This window comes from Flavihumibacter sp. CACIAM 22H1 (assembly GCF_001601815.1).
In the GTDB taxonomy this organism is placed as follows: domain Bacteria; phylum Bacteroidota; class Bacteroidia; order Chitinophagales; family Chitinophagaceae; genus Flavihumibacter.
The window spans coordinates 1-20,349 of sequence record NZ_LUKG01000054.1; the positions used below are offsets into that span (position 1 = coordinate 1).

A 20,349-nucleotide genomic window follows, 5' to 3' on the forward strand; every position below is an offset into this window, starting at 1 on the left:
GTTCCACAGGCAGTAACATTCTCTTCATCTGGCAGAAAATAAGTTATCGACCTTATTAAATAGGTATATGGATGATACTTGATTTGATAACTTTTATAAAATGCCCCGGGTTTAAAATGGATTAATAAAGCACGGGTAGAATCGTTGAGGCGGCTAACTTCCAAGGAATCAACATTTGCCTCTCTGAATAAGGAGTCCATCAACGGTAGCTGAAAAATAGAATTCTGCTCAACCCTGTCATTCACCATAATTACGCTATCGTTATGATAAACTACTACATTATACATATTCCCCTGTACAAACTCAACGCTATCAATTTTACTCCAGGTTCGTCCGTTCTGCATCTTACATTTTGCTTGAACCTCTTCATAAACAACAGTAGGATTAGAACTATCAGTATAGGTATAAATGAGATCGAAGCTGAGATTTGGATACCGTAGATAAGTTTGGCTGATATTCACCAACTCCATCAATTCAAATCCTTTTGGCACTTCCTGTGCCTGGGCTGCTGATGAAACCAGACCGGTGAACAAACCTAGAAGAATATATAAATATTTCATAGCAATTAAATTATTACTCGTTGTCTTTAATTAATGCACTTCTTGTTTCCCTAATAGTCATGATACCTTTTTCGGTTTCCTTTTTGACACGAATCAAGGTACCATCGTCGTCATATTCATAAAACGAAGCATAGTTATTCTCATCCAGATCTGCCATGAGGCGTAAACTCACCGGGTCATATACAAAGGCTTTCAAAGCACTATTGTAAGGTTGCACCCGAATATCATCCACAAATACCTGCCTACCGTCCACCCCCTGTACAATAATATTCAGCATATCCGCATTGGAAGGCACGGTAATAACCGCTTCATATCGTTGCCAGCCATCTATCCTTGTACCTGTTTTTGTTAAAGCCGTACCTGTACCTGACGACTCATCATTATAATTTATCCGGATCACATTTTCCAATGCAGGTGCCGTATTACAATCCGCGCCTCCCATTTTAACCCATGCACTAAGAACCATTTTAGAATTCTGAATTGGAGAGAATTTTGGCCGGATAATCTGTTGACCTGATGCATTATTTAATTTAACGCAGTAATAAAGAATATTCCGCTGCACCGAACCAACTGTATCAGCCGTTGCCATGGTAGACGGATATAGATATCGCTTTGGAATTATTTCTTCAGAGAAATTCATGGAAGATGACCAGCTCAACCTTATTCTGGAAAAATCTCTTGCTGACCGCCTGAAATCAATCCGAATATCATACAACTCGCCTGCAACCAAATCGATTTCCGCAGTTTGTGCCTTACCACTAACGTTGGTTGTAACCAAAGAAACAAATGCATCACCTTTTGATATTGACATACCAATAATTCCGGTATAGTCGACATAAAACCTATGTTTACCCGTAACTTTTGCTTGAACCTTACCAATCCAATTTATCACGTAGCCAAAATTGGAAAAACGGCTCTCCTGGATACAAAGATCAGGATGTGGAGATGTATATGCCCAGTTAAAATTAATGGAGGTATCAATTCGATTAAAACTACCAATGGTATTAGTACACACCCCAGCTGATTGAGTATAACCTTCATAAACACCTAATAAACCAGTACCTGCACCTACCACATTTATGGAATAAACGGCGGTAGAATCAACTTTTAGTGATAATTGAGGAACCAGCGAAGTACCGCTTGAAGTTACTGGAACGGCAAGCTTTGATTCGGCACCCGCATTTACCTGCATGCTATGCAAACCTGTGTGAGCTTCGGCTGATGAAATACTTACACCTGACTGATCTTTTACAAAATCTACCTCACGAGGTTGTAAACAGAGTGAGCAATCATCCGTAGAATAACTATAATCTTCAAAGCCATCGGATAGCAATTCCTGGTAACGGGTATTTTGACCAACTGCAATAGGCAGACTTTGATTATACCCATATAACCCGGCATTATACCTGCCAAGCGGATCGAAATTCTCCACCTCAAATCCCCTTCTATTGTATCCATTCATAACAGAATTCCAAACCCAACGGGTGGTATCACGGGTAGCGACCAATCCTTTAGCATCAAAATTCCAATAAGCCCTAAATCCTTTTAAAACACCTTCTCTTCTAATATTTGTTTGTACTGAATTGGCGTCTGATTCAACCCGATCATTGTAATAAGAATAAACACTATCTACCCGCCAATTACCTAAAATGCCCCACCTGTACGGATTAACAGCCGTATCATTAATATTATACCGGCAAACATAGCCCAGGGAATCCTCCACAACGGTATAATCAAGATACAAAACGGGTGCAGTACAATTACAACCAACAGTCAGTCCCAACATAGACGCTCCACCACCACCACATGCAAGGCCCGTACTTCCACCATCCTGGGCGCAAAAACTCAAATAATTGATTTCGCTACTACTGTTATTGCTAGGGCTGTTTTTTACCATCTCAAGCATAAAACCAAATGTAGCGTTCGGGTTCTGTACAGATTCCTGCAAAAGTCCTGTGACACTTACCCCGCTAAAGAGTGAGCTTGTCAGTTGTACCTGGTTACTATTCGTTGTTGCAAAATCATGATATTTAGTGAAGGAGTTCCATGGGGAGGTAATTCTTTTCAGGTTAACCCTTGTATCACCTTTATAATAATCAGTAGCAGTAGTCCAATCATAACTTTCAAACCGACGACTACAGTCATTTCTAAACTTCCTCCAAACAAGTTCCGGCTTCCTTCCCGTAAAGGATATTTCAGCTGAGTTAATTGTAGCACTTACCGGAATATTTGACAAATCGTATTGTACAATACTTTTAGAGCGAACTGCACGAGAACGGCAACCTGTACCACCTCTTATATAATTATACGAACTTACAAGACTCTGGATACCATAAACATTATCTTCTCTAGTATCTTCAGGATGTCCGGTTCTTGTATAAATAACTCTCCGACTTGCCGCAACCGGCGAAAGATAAGTTGTGTAATTTTTTGTAACACGGTATATTGTATCCTTTACAAATAAACCATTCTCTACCTGCCATAAATCACCATAAGAATTTACGGATGCATTTATTACCCGGATAGTACTATCAATTTTTAATTGATAATTACCAGGACTTGTTTCTTTTATCGGATTTTCCATTGAAACCACCGAACCCGCACTGGCATTCAACAAATTTCTTTTACCTGATCGCAACACTTTTACAGAAGAAAGAATACCGGAAAAAGGCCTTCCATCTTTCTCCATAATATATAACCCCTGGTCATTTTCATTGCCTTTGGATGCATCAACAATCCATAACTTACCCAGTTTTGGGAATCCAATATTTGGAAATCCAGTAGCCAGATCAAGACAATTAGCACCGGTCAGTGGATTGAAATACAAGCCTACAGCCCAAAGCTCATCACCGCTCTCAAAAACTTCCTCCAACGGATATGGCTGCCTTGAATTATTGATGTAAGCTTTACCTTGTACCACTTTAATATTGGAAAACTCTGCATGAATATTCTTATAAGCCATACCCATACCACTATAAGCCCAATGAGCAGGATAAGAAAAATTATATACAGGATCATTAAATTCATTATTAGTCCTGCTCAACACTACTTCACCAGTTTCCCCGTCGTACAAAATATTCTTAGTAGAAACAACACTACCCTTATCCATCACAACAATACTGTCTAAAATACCATACCGTTGCACCACTTTAACCGTTGTTACTGACCTGAATTGGGTTTCATCAAACTGTGGGAATTTGAAAAAAGTAGTTAAAGGAACCGGGAAAATTCCAATCTGGAAATAATCCAGGTTAGGTGATAGTCCGCCAGTTGTCATAAAGGACTTTTGTTGCCTAAAATCAGTTATAAGCTCAATATCTTTACCAATTATGCCATTCTTATCGATTTTTCCGTTGGCAGAATCAACAACCCAAACCGTATTATTCAATTTTAGTTGGGCAGCCCTTTCATTTTCAACCTTATAATAATTACGACTGTACGAAATCGGGTTTAAAGAATCGCTTTCCGCGTAAAAAGCCGAAGACTTTGGTTTCCCATTCATATCATTTAATTCTACTTTAAAGCCCTGACTAACTGTTGTACGATCTACGCTGTATACTTTTAACAAATTCAATAATTTAGGTTTAAAACGTGCTTTGGCATCCTGGTCCAATAAAGTGTGCTCCACCAGTGTTGGAAAATCCTTTGTAGTATAAAATTCTTTTTCCTCCCACCCATTGGCAGATTTTGCTTTCGTATGAATAGTGCGCACCCTGACTTTACTATACCCTACGGATGCCCCGGGAAAATAGGATTCTCCTAAAGGCATTTCGCTATACAGGTAGGAAACAGGAGCAAACGGTGCCATTTTTTCAACGTATGGTATAGGTTGCCGGAATGGATTTTCCTCATTTCCAATCATGGGCTCATAAGACGCCACGCCGCTACTTACCAATTTATCCAACCCATTAACTTTAATTGAAGTACGATATTGATACTCCTGTCCATAAACGGACTCCTTCAGGCCGGTCATCCCGCTCCAGTTATCATATACTTCCACCTTCTTCACCCGTACACCGCCACCCAGTTTCTTGTACTCTGGGGCAGTTAACCGAATATGTGACCTATTCAAATCTACCAGCTTACACCAGTTCCGCTGCATACTGGCCTTTTCAAAACCGCTGACGGCATTTTTAACTTCTGAAGAATGCGACAGCAACATTTTAACTGCGGCCGCAAGGTCAATATCATCCCCTAATTCTGAAGTCGGGTAAGCTTTGGAAGGCAGGTTATTCTTCAGAAATTGAAGTGATGACCGAAGCATGGGAGATACGCCTTGTACTTTCTCTAACTTTAACCAGAAACGGTTTTGGCCGTCTACCTTACCCCAATCAGCAATTTTTGCATAAACTGGCACAAAATCATAGCCACTCCCCCATTGATCGGTAGGCATAACAACCGCAAGCTTCATATACAACCATTCAATTCCGTCCAGGTACTTTTGTCGAATATCCTTTTTATCAGCAATTGATACCGGGGAATTAATGAAAATATAATCGTAGTCATTACTGCCATAGAGATTATTAGATGGAGTTGAAGTAGCTGAACTCCCGAACCCTGCAATATCAGTAAACTGTGTAGCGCGCTTATTCTGAATAAAAGCATAATCATCCGCCTCATAGGTAATCTTCATTTTAGCGCCAGCAGGAAGTACAATTTCATTTAAATGCCATGCACCCGCATGCTGGGCAGCCAAAGCACTATCCGCCGAAGAAAAAAACTCAGTTCCGGTATAGGGATAATCAGCATTATTTAATCCTCCTGGATTATTAGAAGGGCTTTTGTAGTTTGCCCAACGATCACTATGTTTTGGATGATAGTCCGGGTTGAAACCGGTATAATTAAACACATAAGGATTCTGCTTTCCTTTTTCGTTACCATTATAAGTAAACCAGATCTTCTTCAGCGTTAACTTCCCTTCCTCACTATTACCATAATAATTTTTACATAACTCATAACTATACTCAAAATGCACTGTTTTAATCGGCTTGGCATTTTGCCCATTCTTTAATAAATCAGCCCTCGAATACAATTCAATCTGCTCCAGTTTACGGAGTGATTTCTCCTGATTAATTCCACCATTTTCACCAGCAGCAGCAAAGGCATCTTTACGATCACTGCTTAACTTAAATAAGGCCACCATCGTTTTGGACTCAATAGAATGGGTATACCATACTTCCTTTTCTCCAAAAAAGTAACTGGCTTTATCATCTCTGCTATACGATTTTAATCCTTCATTGTACGTCGCCTTATTGAGTTCGCCAGGGGTTCTCCACTCATAATACCCCTGTGAAGGGCCATACACTCTCGTATAATTGAAGCGAACAGCATCTCCCAGATCGTCTTCGGTAATACCATCCTCTTTAACATCCACATAATCGGGAGAAAGTATTCCGGTTAAAAGAAAGCTATGCGCGTAGGGAGGCAATTTTTCCTGATTGAAGTAGTTGTCCTTCCCCTTATTATTATTCTCCGTATTATCGTTTCCAGCATACTGCACCAACCCCTTTTCCAAATCACCCTCAACAAGATTTTTAGACACAGCAAACGTAACATCCTTTTGTTCAACATTGTAAGCGGGCAGCCCATAAATATAACGACGGCCATCGGCGTTTAAGACATCAATTTGAGAAAGATGGTGCGGTTTTCGGATATCATCTACCCTGTTAATTACTTCAATGGTATCAACACAAGCACCTACGGGAACTGTATTCTCTTTATAAGATCTGATTTCCTTATCGAGGCCATACAGCATAGTTTCCTTGGCAGACAGATACGTGACAACCTGGCTTCTTTTATCCCTCTGCTCCTTCCTGATTGCAGCATTCACATTAATCTCCCCGGATTTTAAACCATTTTTATAGGTGAGCAACTTATTGGAAGCACTTACATTCGGCATTGAGCTCCTATCCAACTTTACGCGAACAAGGGCATCATCTCCCACTTTCTGGTAATAAGCATAATCATTGGAGGTACGTTCTCCCGGGTTTCTGAAATAAACAGCCTCATACAACTGCTTACCTTTTTGGAAAGACAGGTTAGACCGTATGTTATTGTTTTTATTCCATTCCGAGTTTTCGGTAAAAGCACGCACAAAATCATAGGAAAATCCGGTGTGAATAATATTTCCACCACCTATTTCAAAGGAAAACTGATCATCGGTGCTTTTAGTCCGCATAAAATGATCACGTGAATACCCGATATCACCCCGGTAGGGACGAATGGTTCCACCAGTACCCTCACCGCTAATCGAATATATGTCATAAGTATATTGAGGAATTGCAAGATTGGGGGTAGATTTATAACTAAACTGCAGTTCTTTTTCCCTGTTAAAATCGAGCAAAGCATGCTGATTACCCGCGGACTCGGAATAATGAATATATCCAAAAGCAGGCAACTTCTGTGTTTTGTCTTCCTTTTTTATGACCTGCTTATTTACATAACCCTGCACAAAAACATTTGCATGAAACCCAAATAATTCACCGCCTGTTTTCAAATGAAAAACATAATTATTGCTAGTGGTAGGAATAGAAATCGAGGGCGTAATACTAGGCTGAGCAAACGAAATAGTTACGTTATTTACCCCTCCATCGGGCTTGTATTTATTCCTGGAGGTCAATTTTTCTTTATAAAGATCAATAGTTAAGGCTGAAATACCAGCCCTGGTATGGTAGTTAGTACTAATACCATAATTAGAAGACTTGACATTCTGCAAACCTTCGGCTTTTTTAATATTTACATTTAGCGATTTACTGATTGACAATCCGGACTGAGAATTGCTATTAATACCAAAGTTTCCGCCTATAAAGCTGCTACTGGTCGATGAATCTCCGCTCGTCAAATCGCCTTTATTCTTAAAATTCATTGAAATGGCGGCATTTACACTTTGCTCCACTCCCCAACCATTATAATTGTTATGAAACACCCCTAAACTGGCTCCCACAGTCAACGGAAAACCAGCCATTTCCGCCTGGGCACCTAATTTTACTCCAATTGTTTTATTCTGCTTTATATTTAATGTTTTGACAATGGAATCCGAGCCATTAAAATCGTCTGGTAATCCCCTCATATTTCTCGAAATTGTTCCGGGGTTTATATTCCAGCCAAGTCCAACCCAGCTCGCTTCCTGATCCATTGTAATACCGCTTGAATAATGGATATTAACCGGGTAACCACCCACGTCTAAAAGCGGAATGTTATAGGAAAAGTCGCCCGAAAAAAGGTCGACCATATTAGCTCCATTAACACTCTGAAAACTAGACATTTCAGGCTGGCCGGGCCCGCCGCCATAAAGCTGATCTGGAGCGTCGGCCACCTGTTCAGACTTTTTTTCCATACCTGAAATTGACTCCCCTTCTTTCCATGACTCAGCAATATGTTCAGCAAATGAAACGGGATGCTTAGCCGTACCAAAATCCTGTCCCCGGAAATGAACAGAGAAATAAGGTTTTTGTCTTTCGGCTTTTGCGAATAAAGGAAACAGGAATTGAGCATATATCAACAGCGCTCCGGCTAAAGCAATATGCTTCTGATAGTGTATGGATAAGGTTTGGATCATATTAGATTAATTGATACGACAATAAATATGGCTCAACTTTATTCCTCGTCTGTTCTTATAAATTGAAATCTGAGCCTCCAAACTTCATTTCGTGAATTTGCTATTTCAAGCATGTAAAAGTTATTGGACAAAAAGGCTTTATTCTTTGATAGATTTATATTTACCAGATTTTGACCTGGTTTAATAGAAACAGTATCTATATTAAATGGAATCTGTTCCCTTAAAGAGGTGGATAAATCCAGGATTTTAAGTCGCCAAATTCGATCACCCGCTTCATTCAGGTAATCAAATTTCAGCTCGTCAGCGAAAACGGCATATCCGCCCAATTCAGATTTTTGAAGTTTAGCGTAAGGAAATCGTCCTGTATTTTTGAGCTTATCTGACGCCCCTTTGAAAGAAAAAGACCATACCTCACTCTGGGCAACCATTGCTTCGTTATTCTTTGCAATAATTCTCCATGCATAAACTTTACCCTTAACTAATATAGGTGAGCCGCTTATTGGATATTGCAAAGTTGCAACAGAAATGTTTTTCTGTTGAAATAACGGAATATTCTGCTGCATGGCATCTGTAGCGGTTTGATGTGGCAACACTTCTACCAAATCAAGATCATACCTCAATTGCGTAAACAAATGGGCAGGCATTGGAGCTAACCAGCTAAACTGCGGAGACAATTGCTCTAATACCGACAGATCCTGTGGCAATAAAAGCTGCGGAGGACTGAGAGGTTCTATCAACACATCCTGACATTGTTCGGCAATACGCTCAACAGCATCAGAATAATGATTCATTATATTATAACAGATTTCAAAATCACCAATTGGCAACAAACCTGCCGGATTAGCATCCACCAGGTAAGAAGAACTTAATACATTGTATTGTACCGGCTGAATTATTGAATTAGACAATTGGGTAAAACCCCCTGGCAAAACTAAAATAGGAGTTGTTGCACTCATTACCTGCTGAGCACTTGTTCGATCAATCATCATCAATTCGATATGTATTGATAATGGTACAGACCCTGTATTGGTTAATGAAATATTCCATAACTGGCTTTTTTGCATCACTCCAGTAGGAGGTAGCTGAACATTAACCAGTACCTGCCCTCTTAAAGAAAAGGACAGCAGCAACACCAATAATAAACTTATTAACCTCATACAATTTATTTAGTTGAAATATCTTGTAAAACTGACCGTATAAAACTCATTTTTACCCAGCCTAGAATGCATTGTTGGCAAATAACTTTTTTCTGCCCAAATACTCAATTCACCAATTTTTGAAATAGTAAAACGGGCGCTTCCATAATAACCTATTTTAACTAGTGCCTCTTTATTTAATGAATTGGTTTTAACCCCAAACCCGATTGTATTCTGGCGCTTTGTATGAAACAGCAAGCCACCATCCAATACATTTAAAACATAATTTCCATTATCTGAATGAATCACCGATAAATTCGCTGTATAAAAGCTGAATCGAACCGATTGATTCAGGTAGATATTTTTTGAATTGAAGTAAAGAAAACCAGAATCAGCGGCATCATTATAAAACCGATTATAAGAAAAGGTACTATTAGACACTGCCGTGCCCAACTGGTACTGATGATTTATGGAAGAAGTTAATACCTGGTATTGATGCTCATAAACCAGGCTGTCAACTATCGCAAACTGAGACGATGGCATATAGCTGACAGAAATTGAAGGCCATCCCCTTTTTTGAAAACTTCCTGATACATGTTTATAGATAGTATTTGCATTGTACCGTTGTAATACATATGAATTAACAAAATCGTTCTTTCTGAATCCAGCTACAAATTTCACATGACGTTTCCAGACATATTGTTCTGCTTTAACACTCCAGTTGTCACTTGCAGCATTCGGCCTGTAATTCGTAAAATTCTGAAAATTAACTCCCTGATGCTGAAACTGGGCCTCCAACCTCGTTCGGGTAGATGGAATAAAGCTGACTAATCCTATTGAATACGCAAGATTTTTGTTATCCTTAAAATTAAATTCTGCTTTTGAAGCGCCCGAAACAGCAACTAAATCTGGACTTGCAGACTGTGCAATTTCTGCCATTAGCTTTGTTGTACGGGTAATTTTCAATTGGGAGGATAAACTAACTCCTTTTATTTGCTGAACCTGCATACCACTACCAGTAGCAAATAACTGCTTTTTCCCAGCGAAATAGGACAAAAGCAAATTATTACCATGCTTATTACCATAGCCCGCTTTAATTGCATATACATACTGGGGAGCACCGCGCTGGTTATTATATACAAAATCCCTAACCCTTAGATCTACTCTACCTGCCACCAATGCCAAGTAAATATTGTTTTTATTATATTCAAAATCAACCCCTCTGATATTAGTATTTTTTACAGTCAAACTACTTAAATTTGGCATTGTCTTACCTACAGCAAGAGTTTTTACAGCACTAAAAGAAGATACCATCTTATCAAATCCCTGATCAGTCAATTTTGTCTCTGTCGCATATCTACTTAGTTTTTCCAATGCTTCGGGAGCGTTCAAATTTGACTGCAGCAGAGCCTTTAAATCAGCATATTTTCTCTCCTGCGCTTTATACAAAAGATTTAATGAATCATAAATCTTCTGATGACGGCTCATGTTTTTTGCAACCGACTCATAGAATGTTACAAATTTCTGAGCGGCCTGAAGAATTGAATCCTTATTTACGCCTGGCTTTTCAATAATTAAGTCGGGAGAACTTAACACTTCCCTGGAATCAATAATTTTCTTTCTAATGCCAGAATAGTTAAGCCATGATTTATAACGGCTAATTCGATTACCTACCTGCTCTTTAAATGGTCTTAAAAAAGGATCTTTTGTTTGGTCATATTTATTTAACAAATATTCTTTCAACCGTTTTTCTTTAAGCTTTTGAAAACCCGCTACATCCAATTCAACCCGTACATCTCTGAAGTCTCTAAACACAGTTGAATTACTTTGTCGTTCGAAATAAGTAACACGTAATGGAATTGCATTTGCTACGGTCACCGAGGCGGTTCCCGTAATTAAATGCTGCGATATATTTTTTTCTACAAACGGGGTATCAATTCCAGATCGAAAATTCCACTGATAATTTATATACCCTCCATTGAATGAAAATAGCGGTTTACCAAATAAAGGAATTTTTAGGATAGATGGAAGACTGATCATTTCTTTTAGGATGGTACTATCTGAGTTAACAAATGCTTCTTTATATTTTTTTACCGCTATAGAATCAATGTATGACAGCATAGCAGTATCAGCATACTCAAGCTGAGTAATTGAATTCAGCAAATCCGAATAGCTCTTATACCTTTTTTTGACTACATCGCTAGTATCGGATTGAGCAACAACCAATTGTACAGGCAAAATCAGGCATATTAGCAGATTGATTACTGCAAATTTTACTGGTAAAATTCTATTCAATTTAATCGGATAGCGGTATACTCTTAATTCGATGAAAGCAGACTCACTTTTCTTTTTTTCTTAGACTTCAGATTTTTAAGCAATAATTCATTTTGTAACACCAGCGCATCTATTTGCTTTTGTTGTTCAATAGCATATAAAGTCAATTCTTCGATTTTTTTCAATAACAGGGCCTGGGTTTCACCTATATCAAGGCCCTTTTCATCTATCTCGGCAGCTGAAGGAATTTCCGGCAAATGATGGTATTTCTGAATAAACACTTCAACCTCATATAAAGACCTTAGGAGATAACCTGATCCAAATACATAATCGGGCCAATTATTTTGGGTTACTTTTACTTTTCTTGTTACAACATCTCCATTAACATGCAAGGTAGCCCGATCGGAAGTTGTACCTAATCGCACCGTACCAGCACTATCAAGGACCAATTTTTTCCATCCTCCCCAAGCAGCATCAAAACCAGATCTAAACCACACCTGATTATTATCCGTAAACGCCAGTTCATGCGATTTCCCTGTTGCATCGCCTGCTCCCCCTCTAAAACCTACCGTTGACGATAAGCCCGATCCAACAGGTGACAGCCCTAAACTGCTGTTATTTTTTAAGTGCGTTTGAAACGCCCCGTTATAATTTGTTGGAGATGTCGACACCGTCCTTGTATCAACAAAATTCATTTTTGAGGGCTTTAAGGGTGTTACCTGCAACTCTTTTGTAGAAGGATCCATGGTTAAAACAGAATCACGGATCGAAGCATCTCTTGTTACCGATAATCCAAAAATCTTACCGGTATTCCCTATTCGAAAACGTTCATTTGCATCATCTCCACCTCCGGTATAAAATCGGATAGAAGCATCATAATGGACAGCCGCCAGGTTTATTCCATTGGAACCGTCATAGGTATTGAAAGCAGTATTTGGCCTAACATGTCCATAGTTACCAAACGTACTGGCAACCGTTCCAACATAATAGGTATTTCCGCTATTCTTGAATTGCATTCGTCCAATTCCCGTAGTTCCAATTTCTTCCAACGTAATCTTATCCCAATCGTAGCCATAAATATGAAGGGGGGATGTAGCTGAAGTTGTGCCAATTCCAACATTACCAGTTGAAGGAAATACATTCTGTGAAAAGGCGGTAAGAGTAGATAATAACGCAATTGCCGAAGCAAAAATTTTGTTCATAGCGACAGGTTTAAGGTCAGCCGCTAAGAAAACACGAAATATCAGTTTTTGCAATAGTAGATTTACTAATTCGTGTATTTTTTTCCTCAACCAAGCACTAACACCTAGATAAATAATCAAAATTTAAAATTACAACCTTTCATTGCAAGCAAATTATTTTACACCAACATCACCCCATCATATAACCTTTGTACACCAGCTTGCGGACCGGCGAAATTCGGGCCACAGCTTCTGCAGAACAGGAAGCATCGAGTAATACAAAACTGGCTTCCTGGCCCGGCTGCGGCCATTGCTGCTGACCTTTTCGGCTAAGCGCTGTTACCCCACCCGTTGCCAATGCCAGCGCCTGTGATAACTCCAGCTCGGTTACCATTCCATATAACTGCGCCATCAAATTCGCTTTCTGCAATACACTACCTGTACCAAAACTATTCCAGTGATCAATAATACTATCATTACCGGTAACCAGCTGCACACCATGTTTTAATAAGGTTGGTATGGGCATCAGCGACCGACCCATAGGTATGGTAGAAGCGATGCCAATACCAGCTGCTGCCATTTTTTCGGCTATTGCTTCCTGTTGGTTTGCTTCCAGCGATGCCAGTACAAAACAATGACTTAACCAGGTGCGTCCCTTTAACGCCGGGTTTTCCATCACCCGGTCTACCAGGTAATTAACCACACTCATACCTTCTGTACCGCCTTCATGCAAATGAATATCTATTCCCTTTTTATTATCCAACGCCAGCTGTACCGTAAAATCAATGCTACGTTGGATATTACCATCTATTGAAGCCGGATCCAGTCCGCCTATAAAATCAATTCCTGACTGAGCCGCTTCTTTCATCAAAGCAGTTGAATCACGGTAATACAAGCCATGTTGAGGAAATGCTACCAGCTCCGCCCCGAACCCCTTTTTCTTGGTTTCCAATGCCTGCTGCAAATGATGCAGCGATTTCAACCCAGACGTTGGCTCAATATTTACATGACTCCTGGCAAATGCTGTTCCTTTTGATTGCAATAATTCAATCAGCTTTTCTGCCCGATATACCGATGTCTTTAACAAGTCCGGAAGCATTGCCTCCTCCAGCGCAATCATATCTTTTACCGTCCTGTTCTTCCGGGTCCTGGCCTGCCAGGGGCCGCCATAAAAAGTTTTATCAAGGTGAATATGCATGTCCTTAAAAGAAGGCGCCAGCAACCACCCCCTTGCGTCAATTGCCTGTGAACTTGTGGAATTGGGACCGATCGCAAAAAATTTCCCCTCGCGCAATTCTATGGAAAACAGCGCTGTTTTAGTAGCGATCACCTCCTCCCCCTTCCATTCAAACCCCGTTTCCAATCGTACATTCTTCAATACTATTACCTCCCCCTTGTCTACTGCCTGCTCAACCGGATCTGCTAGTTTTCTGCCTGCCCACCCTGTGCCGGCACCCGCTAATAAAACAGAGGAATTCCGGATAAACTCTTTTCTTGTCAATGCTGTTTTCATGGACCTTGTTTAAGATGTAAAACTAAGGGGGAAAGGGGGAAGAAGGGGGCTTCCCTCTTCCCTCCTCCATCCCCTTTCGCTTTTCTTAAATAATTATTGTTTTACAATAATTATTTGCATATTTGCAATATTAAATCAAGAATCTGCCATGCAAGCTACCCGACTTTTAGCCCGATTGCTTTTTTACTTTTCCCGAGCAATGGCCCTGCTCTATGGTATATTTTTCCTGCTTTCTGCTATTTCCCTCAGCACCGGCTGGGGACTGCGACTGCGGGAAGGAGGCCGGTATTTTTCCGTCAATTACCCCTTCTCCGAAAAACACCTGCTGAACGGAGACTATAATGCCACCTATATCAGCCTTTACTTCCTATCCGTGATTTTCTGGTATTTCCTGTTCTGCTGGTTACTCGGTAATGTATTCCGGGTCTTCTTTCAACCACGGTTATTTACCGACAATGGGGTAAAACACCTTCGGAACTTTTACCTGGCCAATTTTCTTTTACCGATCCTTCACCTGGTAGCCACCCTGCTTTTCGATACCCTCGAAGCAGACGCTGTTGCACTGGTGCTCTTACATATTGTGGTAGGTGTGTTTGCCTATTTCCTGGCAGCCATCTTCCGCCAGGGACTCCAATTACAAAAAGAACAGGATCTATATATTTGAATTATGCCCATTATTGTAAATATAGATGTGATGTTGGCCAAACGAAAAATGCAGAGCAAACACCTGGCTGAATTACTCGGCATTACACCCGCCAATCTATCGATCCTAAAAACGGGAAAAGCCAAAGGCATCCGGTTCGAAACCCTGGAAGCTATTTGCCAGGCACTCGACTGCCAACCTGGTGATATCCTGGAATACCAGCCAGACCAAACCTGATTAATCAATTATACCGGGTAAAAAATGCATCTCCTAACGGAGACGGCTACCCTATTGTCCATACATAACCAATCACTATGCCTACCTTAACTATTCAACAGCTTTCCAAAACCTATCCGAATGGCATCCAGGCACTGCATGCTATCAACCTATCCATTAGTCCGGGTTTATTTGGTTTACTGGGTCCGAATGGCGCCGGTAAATCCAGCCTCATGAAAATCATTGCCGGATTAGAACCTGCAAGTTCCGGAACTATTTTTTTTAACGAAAAAAACATCCTTGCCGACCCACTCTATATTAAACAACGATTGGGTTTTCTTCCACAGGATTTCGGGGTCTATCCAACCTATTCAGCCATGGACTTACTCAATTACCTGGCGGTTCTTAAAGGCTTGCCCAAAGCAGGCAGAAAAGAACAGGTATTGGCCCTCTTGCACAAAGTGAACCTGTACGACAAAAGAAAACAGGAAGTGGCCAGCTTTTCAGGGGGTATGCGGCAGCGATTCGGCATTGCACAGGCACTGCTCGGTAACCCCGAACTGATCCTGGTTGATGAGCCAACAGCAGGGCTGGACCCCGAAGAAAGAAACCGGTTTAATAACCTGCTGAGTGAGCTGGGAGAACAGATTATTGTAGTATTATCGACGCATATAGTGGAAGATGTAAAAAGCTTATGCCCACATATGGCCATCCTTATCAAAGGTCAATTAGTAGCCCAGGGCTCCACCCATCAATTTATTGAAACCATCCAGGGAAAAATCTGGAAAAAAACCATTCACAAAAAAGACTTACCGGCATACCAGGCAAGATTCGCTGTTTTATATACCCAGTTGAACGCCGGGCAATTAAACATCCGTGTAGTATCAGACCAGTTGCCCGGCCCCGGTTTTGACCCCGCTGAGCCATTACTGGAGGATATTTATTTCGCTAACCTGCTTAATACCTCTACCCATGCTTAGTACCTACTTACCAGCTGAAGCACGTTTCTATTACCGCTTTTCCTGGGCACTGCTACTGCTGCCATTGCCACTGCTTACCGGCCTGCTGGCCAGCTTTGTTATGAACTTCGATTTCGCCGGCCTGCAGGTTAACTCTCCCTGGGTCATCACTTATCAAACATCCATTGTGTCGCTGGCAAATATTTTCCTGGTTACATTTTTTACCGTGCAGGTTTTTTTCAGGGAAAAAGAAAATGGTTTCGAAGCTGTTGTATATGCACACCCCCTCCATAAACCGAGTTTTCTATTCAGCCGCTGGCTGCTGGTCGTTGGCTTAACCGCCCTGCTTTATCTGTTATTCACAGTGGGTTGCATGGCAGGTCATTGGATGAGAAGCCATGACACCCTACGTTTTGGCAGCTTCCGGCCCCTGAACTATATCGTCCCCTACCTTACCCTGGTACTACCCAATATTCTTTTTTGTTCGGCCTGGGTAGCACTAACTGCCTGGATCACCCAACGCCCTTTATTGGTTTATATGGCGGGCTTAAGTTGTTATATCCTCTACATCGTTATGGGATTGCTGACTGATTCGCCGCTGTTTGCCCATGCATCGCCCGTTTCTGCAGCATCCATGGCCATAGCCGCCAAACTGGACCCATTCGGCATAGCCGGCTTTTTTGAACAAACCCAGAGCTGGAGCGTACCACAACGAAATACACAACTGATACTACCCCGGGGCAATTTCCTCCTGAACAGGATAGCTTTTACAGCAGCTGCTGTTTTGCTGGTTATAATCGGAAGCAGGTTCTATCAATTCCGTTTAAGCCAGGCCCCTAAGCCACGCAGACGGCTAAGCGACGCAGCAACAGCCAGTCTGGCTCCTGCCTTTCAACCCGTTTTGGAGAGGTATACCCCCCTCCTCTATTGGTGGAAAACAGCTATGGCTCAATGGAAACTTGGCAACCAACTGGTTTTTAAAAGCAGGGCCCTGCTTGTATTATTACTGCTATTTGTTTTTTTCCTGGGGATAGAAATTTATAGCCATATAGATGCCGGCATTCGAATACCGCAGCGCTACGCCAGTACCACGCAGATGGTTAACCGCATTTATCAAAGTCTGCCCGCCTTTGCTATGATTGCCCTGCTGTTTTACAGTCAGTTACTGCTTTGGAAAAGAAAAGAGGTGAATATGGAAACCCTGGAAAAAGCAAGTCCCCTGCCTTTTGGAAGCCGGCTATTTGCCCAATGGATGGTATTGAACTCTTTATTAGTTTGTTTAATAAGCTGTGCGCTGTTAACCGGGTTGGTTTTCCAGTTTTTTTTTCAATACAACCAGGTCAACTGGAAACTTTATAGCAGTTTATTTTTTACCATCGGGTGGCCGTGTATGTTATGCGCAGGCATCCTGCTGCTGCTACAGGTTATGGTAGGAAAAAAATATCCGGGTATTCTGCTGGCCGCTGTTTTTTTGCTGGTTACCCAAACAAAACTGGGTCGGCAGATAGGGCTGGAACATCCCTTCGCCAGGTTCGCCAACGCCTACCTGCCGGCATATTCTGATATGAACGGATACGGGGCTTATTTATACGGGTTCGGGATCACGCAGCTCTTTTGGACCTGTTTTACCTTGCTGCTCTGCTGGTGGATAATTCGCTGGAAAACACCGCTAAAAAACAGGCGACCAATTGCATTCCTGATGCCTGCGATAGCAGTGGCGGGTATGGTATTCAGCGGCTGGCCCATTTATCAGCAAACCAGCTACCTAACGAAAAAACAACAAATAGCCTGGCAGGCCGGATACGAAAAAAAATACCGCGCTTATCAACAAGTAGCACAAGCTTCCATTACGCGCGTTAATACCAATATTGACCTTTATCCGGCTAGTAATAGCTATACGATCCAGGGTAGTTATCAGTTATTGAACCAGGAATCCGCAGCACTGGATAGCCTGCTCCTGTATATAGATCCCACGATGGAAATAAAAAGCCTGCAATTGGAAAATGCCGCACTGCTGGAAAAAGACGACACCTATGGACATTGGCGGTTTCGGTTCCGGCAACCCCTAACACCCGGCGATTCCATATGCTTAACATTTCGCCTGCATTATACCTGGTCGCCTTTCAACCAGCACCAATCATTTAACTCGATCCTGGACAACGGAAGTTTTATGCGCATCAGCCGGTATTTTCCTCAATTGGGCTACCAGTCGGAAAATGAATTGGAGTCAGTGGCAAAACGAAACGATGCAGGCCTGGGCAACGCAACCGAAACTGCCCGGCTGCAAGACAGCGCCAGGTATAACTTCCCCGCTGGAATTATCCTGGATGCTGTAGTTAGTACCGAGGCCGATCAACAAGTGGCCGGCACCGGGCAACTGATCAATAGCTGGAGCAAGCAGCGCCGCAACTGGTTCCACTTTAATTCAATCGGTCGCATTCCTTTCCGATTTGGTTTTTCCTCCGGCCGGTATGCCATCACCAAAGAACATTATAAAGGCATTGAACTATCGGTCATGTATCATCCCGAACACGCAGAAAACGCAGCCACCCTACTGGAAGAATCCAAACGAACCCTGGATTACTGTACCCGGCATTTCAGTGCCTATCCATATACCTCCATCTGTTTTGCTGAAATATCCAGCTTCACCTCGGGCTTTAATGCTACGGCTTATCCAGGTACCATATTCATGAACGAAACCGGTAGCTTCCATGCCGATTTGCGTACCGATGCCAAACGCGATGTCATCAATGAATTAGCTGCGCACGAATTAGCACACGAATGGTGGGGAACCTTTCAACTACACCCTGCTGATAAAGAAGGCGCGCAAATGCTAACAGAAACCCTGGCCATGTACACCGAAATCATGCTCTTAAAAGAGAAACTGGGAGAAGAAACAATGAAAGAAGCAGTAGACATGTTACAGGTATTTTATGATCGGGAAAGATGGACGATTAACCAGGAAGCGCTCTATAAGGTTGAGTCACAAAATGCGCCGCTGGCATATTACAAAGGTGCCGTTGTAATGTATAAGCTGTACAAACTGATCGGGGAAGAAAAAATAAATACCGCTTTACATAAATTCCTGGCCGCCAATCGCTACCCTTATGCGGCGCCTACCAGCGAAGATCTTATAAAGGCTATACTGGCAGAAGCCCCTGCCAGCCAGGCTGCGGCAATAAACCGGTTATTCAGGGAATAATTGGTACCACCCGGTGCGGCTGGAAATACAGCTGCAAAATTTACCCGCCAAAATGACAAGAAGCTGCTTAATTTCAAGGCTGCACCCAGTTACCAGCTGCATCCGCAAAGCGGTTCAAAAAACGACACTATGTTAGATATTGTAATAGATGCCCGACAGGCAGCCATTAGTGAATTTATACGGGTAAAACGGATTCTTCCTTTCCGGCAACGGCGCATGGTGGGACCATTTATTTTCATGGACCATGCCGGCCCGATAACATCAGCCCCCAACCCGGTATCCAATATGGATGTTTTACCGCATCCGCATATCGGATTGTCGACCGTAAGTTACCTGCTGGGTGGTAAAGTAACACATCGGGATAGCTTGGGGGTGGAACAGGTGATCGTACCCGGTGAAGTAAACTGGATGACAGCAGGAAAAGGCATCGCGCATTCCGAACGCTTTGAAGACCCTGCTGTACTTCAAAACGGACAACTGGAAATGATCCAGACCTGGGTTGCTTTACCGGAAAAAGACGAGGAAGCAGCGCCTTCCTTTGAAAATTTTAAACCGGATCAATTGCCTGTTTTCACGGATAAGGGAATCTGGATGCGCCTGATTGCCGGCACAGCCTATGGACTGCAGAATGCTGTTAAAACCTTATCACCCTTGTGTTACCTGCACCTTGTACTGGAGGCCGGCACCCGTTTTGCGCTGCCAACAGAACATTCCGAAAGAGGCCTGTATATTGTAAAAGGCAGGCTGGAATGCAATGGCCACCTCTACCAGGAAGCACAACTACTGGTATTTACCCCGGGAGCCGACCCGGTGCTTATTGCCCGGGAAACCTGCACCCTGCTACTACTGGGGGGCGAGCCCCTGGGCGACCGCTATATCTGGTGGAATTTTGTTTCCTCGCGCAAAGACCGGATCGAACAGGCAAAAGAGGATTGGAAACAGCGAAGAATACTGCTGCCGCCCAATGATAACCATGAATTTATTCCCTTGCCTGCCGACAATTCCAAACCAGCCGGTGGCCCCCGGCCCGAACCGCTTTCCTGAACGGCGGAAAATCGTTAAAAGTTTCCGATTTCGTAAACCGGCAGGCCCGCCGCGTTATACCTT

At 42.1% G+C, this 20,349-nt stretch carries 11 protein-coding genes; 5 read left to right on the plus strand and 6 right to left on the minus strand.

Features of this window, described 5'->3' with window-relative positions; translation table 11 throughout:
* The 6 genes from A1D16_RS14360 to A1D16_RS14385 form a co-directional block, all read right to left on the minus strand.
* Nucleotides 1–560, minus strand: a 560-nt coding sequence (locus A1D16_RS14360) for a hypothetical protein (protein WP_290710688.1), incomplete at its 3' end; no start/stop codon positions are given.
* A 13-nt stretch (nucleotides 561–573) separates the two neighbouring features.
* Nucleotides 574–8,118 (minus strand): PA14 domain-containing protein, encoded by a 7,545-nt coding sequence (locus tag A1D16_RS14365; protein ID WP_290710690.1) that lies wholly within the window; start codon nucleotides 8,116–8,118, stop codon nucleotides 574–576.
* Nucleotides 8,119–8,156: 38 nt separating this feature from the next.
* Nucleotides 8,157–9,275 carry a hypothetical protein gene (locus A1D16_RS14370; RefSeq protein WP_290710692.1) on the minus strand — a complete coding sequence of 373 codons (1,119 nt, stop codon included), beginning with the start codon at nucleotides 9,273–9,275 and terminating at the stop codon, nucleotides 8,157–8,159.
* 9 nt (nucleotides 9,276–9,284) lie between these two features.
* Nucleotides 9,285–11,549: a hypothetical protein gene (locus A1D16_RS14375; RefSeq protein WP_290710694.1), complete on the minus strand. Its 2,265-nt coding sequence runs from the start codon at nucleotides 11,547–11,549 to the stop codon at nucleotides 9,285–9,287.
* A gap of 23 nt (nucleotides 11,550–11,572) precedes the next feature.
* A complete protein-coding gene (locus tag A1D16_RS14380; RefSeq protein ID WP_290710696.1) occupies nucleotides 11,573–12,850 on the minus strand; it encodes a hypothetical protein in 1,278 nt (425 codons plus the stop codon).
* A gap of 49 nt (nucleotides 12,851–12,899) precedes the next feature.
* Complete coding sequence (locus A1D16_RS14385; protein ID WP_290710698.1) at nucleotides 12,900–14,222, minus strand: amidohydrolase; 1,323 nt, start codon at nucleotides 14,220–14,222, stop codon at nucleotides 12,900–12,902.
* 148 nt (nucleotides 14,223–14,370) lie between these two features.
* Between A1D16_RS14385 and A1D16_RS14390 the strand changes: the two genes are divergently transcribed.
* The 5 genes from A1D16_RS14390 to A1D16_RS14410 all read left to right on the plus strand — a co-directional run bounded on the left by A1D16_RS14390 (nucleotide 14,371) and on the right by A1D16_RS14410 (nucleotide 20,286).
* Nucleotides 14,371–14,886: a DUF2975 domain-containing protein gene (locus A1D16_RS14390; RefSeq protein ID WP_290710700.1), complete on the plus strand. Its 516-nt coding sequence runs from the start codon at nucleotides 14,371–14,373 to the stop codon at nucleotides 14,884–14,886.
* A 3-nt stretch (nucleotides 14,887–14,889) separates the two neighbouring features.
* Nucleotides 14,890–15,102, plus strand: a complete 213-nt coding sequence (locus A1D16_RS14395; RefSeq protein ID WP_290710702.1) for a helix-turn-helix transcriptional regulator — start codon at nucleotides 14,890–14,892, stop codon at nucleotides 15,100–15,102.
* A gap of 77 nt (nucleotides 15,103–15,179) precedes the next feature.
* Nucleotides 15,180–16,061: an ABC transporter ATP-binding protein gene (locus tag A1D16_RS14400; RefSeq protein ID WP_290710704.1), complete on the plus strand. Its 882-nt coding sequence runs from the start codon at nucleotides 15,180–15,182 to the stop codon at nucleotides 16,059–16,061.
* Entirely contained in the window at nucleotides 16,054–19,242 is a 3,189-nt protein-coding gene (locus A1D16_RS14405) for a M1 family aminopeptidase (protein ID WP_290710706.1), read from the plus strand. The genes A1D16_RS14400 and A1D16_RS14405 overlap by 8 nt, the downstream gene beginning before the upstream one ends.
* Before the next feature lie 129 nt (nucleotides 19,243–19,371).
* Nucleotides 19,372–20,286 carry a pirin family protein gene (locus A1D16_RS14410; protein WP_290710708.1) on the plus strand — a complete coding sequence of 305 codons (915 nt, stop codon included), beginning with the start codon at nucleotides 19,372–19,374 and terminating at the stop codon, nucleotides 20,284–20,286.
* Nucleotides 20,287–20,349 lie beyond the last annotated feature (63 nt).